Genomic DNA, 2635 nt, shown 5'->3' with positions numbered 1-2635 from the left:
GTGTCAGCGGTCACGTATTTCCCCAGGTTTGAGGGGTTGTCCGTCACGTAATTCCCCACCCTGGCTGTCACGTAATTCCCCACCCTGGGCGGTGTGTCTGCCTGGTGTGGGCCTCGTTTACCGGTTCGCTCTGCATCCATCTGATGGTGGATGGAAGGGCGCTGATGGCGAGGAGAAGTATCGTGATGCTCGATTTGGTCGAGTTGTTCACCCACTGGCACGCGGGCCGTTCGCAGGTCCAGTTATCGGAGTCGCTGGGCATTGACCGCAAGACCGTCCGCAAATATTTGGCTCCGGCGGTCGCGGCGGGTATCGGCCCGGGTACCGAGCCGCTGACCGCGCCACAGTGGTCGGAGCTGATCGGCGGGTGGTTCCCGGAACTGTCCGATCCTGCGGCGCGGGCGCTGACCTGGCCGCTGATCGAACCGCACCGGGACCAGATCAAGACCTGGCTCGATGCCGATGTCACGATCGCCACGATCGCTCAGCGGTTGCGGGACGAGCATGCGGTAGCGGTGTCGGAGTCCTCGGTTCGGCGTTGGATCGCAACACATTTCGCGGAAGAGGTGGCACGAGCGAAGGTGACCGTGCCGCGCGGGCCGGTCGAGCCGGGCAGTGAAGCGCAGATCGACTACGGTCGCCTGGGCATGTGGTTCGATCCCGCGGTGGGCCGCCGGGTGGCGGTGTGGGCGTTCGTGATGGTGTTGGCGTGTTCGCGGCACCTGTTCGTGCGCCCGGTGATCCGGATGGACCAAACCACCTGGTGCGCTTGCCATGTCGCGGCGTTCGAGTTCTTCGGCGGGGTCCCGGCCCGGTTGGTGTGTGACAACCTCAAGACCGGGGTGGACAAACCCGACCTGTATGACCCGAAGATCAACCGCGCCTATGCCGAGCTGGCCACCCACTACGGCACCCTGATCGACCCGGCGCGGGCGTTCAAACCCAAAGACAAACCCCGCGTCGAACGGCCCATGCAATACATCCGGGATTCGTTCTGGCGCGGCCGCCAGTTCGACGGGCTGCCCGCGATGCAAACCGACGCCCAGCGCTGGAGCATCGAGGTGGCCGGGGCGAGGTCGTGTCGGGCACTGGAGGGCGCGCCGCCGTTGCGGGTGTTTGAAGCGATCGAAGCCAGCGCGTTGATCGGGTTGCCGCCCAGAGTATTTGAACTGTCCACCTGGTCGATCGGCACCGTCGGCACCGACGCGCACCTCAAGGTCGGCAAGGCGTTGTACTCGGTGCCGTGGCGGCTGATCGGGCAACGCCTGCATGCCCGCACCGCCGGCGACGTGGTACAGGTCTTTCACGCCGATGCGGTGGTGGCCATCCACGTGCGCCGCCCATCGGGGCGCTCGACCGACTTCGCCCATTACCCGCCGGAGAAGGTCGCGTTCGCGATGAAAACCCCGACCTGGTGCCGGCGCACCGCCGAACTGGTCGGCCCGGCCTGCGTCGCGGTGATCGCCGCGTTCATGGCCGACAACGCCATCCACCATCTGCGCGCCGCGCAAGGAGTGCTCGGGCTGCGCGACAAACACGGCTGCGACCGGTTGGAGGCCGCGTGCGCCCGCGCCATCGCCGTCGGTGACCCGTCCTACCGCACCATCAAAGGCATCCTGGCCGCCGGCACCGAACACGCCGGCGACGAACCGCCCGCCAGCACCGGCGCGGCGGGGGCGTTTCTGCGTGGCCCCGACCAGTTCGGCACCGATACCGGCATCATCGCCTGATCGTCACCAATTCCACACTGCTGCAACATAATCAACCTTCAAAGGAAGCCCACCATGTCTATCTGTGATCCGGCGCTACGCACCGCGCTGCGCACCCTGAAACTGTCCGGCATGCTCGACACCCTCGATGCCCGGCTCGCCCAAACCCGCGACGGCGGCCTCGGCCACCTCGAATTCCTGCAAGCCCTCTGTCAAGACGAGATCGCCCGCCGCGAATCCGCCGCTCTCACACGGCGATTGCGCCGCGCCAAGTTCGAAGAACAGGCCACCTTCGAAGACTTCGACTTCACCGCCAACCCGAAACTGCCCGCCGCGATGCTGCGCGACCTGGCCGCCCTGCGCTGGCTCGACGCCGGCGAATCAGTCATCCTCTACGGCCCCGTCGGCGTCGGCAAAACCCATGTGGCACAAGCACTCGGACATCACGTAGCCCGCCGCGGCGGGGACATCCGCTTCGTCAAATGCGCCCGCATGCTCGCCGACCTTGCCGGCGGACACGCCGACCGCACCATCGGCCAGCGCATGCGCGAGTACACCCGGCCCCTGGTACTGATCGTCGATGACTTCGCGATGCGTGAGCACACCACCACCCAATCCGACGATCTCTACGATCTGGTCTCCGACCGGGCCATCGCTGGCAAACCCCTCATCCTGACCAGCAACCGCGCCCCCAAAGACTGGTACCCGCTGTTCCCCAACCCCGTCGTGGCCGAATCCCTACTCGACCGACTGATCAACACCAGCCACCAAGTCCTCATGGACGGACCCAGCTACCGACCCCGGAAACGACCCGGCCGCACCACCACCTAGACAACGCCCGCCCCGACCGGTAAGACCAACACGAGGCCCACACCTGGGGAATTACGTGACAGCAACCCCTGGGGAATTACGTGACCGACGACAGC

At 66.1% G+C, this 2635-nt stretch carries 2 protein-coding genes; both read left to right on the top strand.

What is annotated here, in order from left to right; translation table 11 throughout:
* The first annotated feature begins 185 nt into the window (after window positions 1–185).
* Window positions 186–1730: an IS21 family transposase gene (gene istA / locus ACJH6J_RS30220; RefSeq protein WP_109558051.1), complete on the top strand. Its 1545-nt coding sequence runs from the start codon at window positions 186–188 to the stop codon at window positions 1728–1730.
* A gap of 54 nt (window positions 1731–1784) precedes the next feature.
* A complete protein-coding gene (gene istB / locus ACJH6J_RS30215; protein WP_074360265.1) occupies window positions 1785–2540 on the top strand; it encodes an IS21-like element helper ATPase IstB in 756 nt (251 codons plus the stop codon).
* Window positions 2541–2635 lie beyond the last annotated feature (95 nt).

This window comes from Mycobacterium sp. SMC-18 (genome assembly GCF_045310895.1).
Classification (GTDB): domain Bacteria; phylum Actinomycetota; class Actinomycetes; order Mycobacteriales; family Mycobacteriaceae; genus Mycobacterium.
This window is presented reverse-complemented; position numbering and strand designations above follow the sequence as displayed.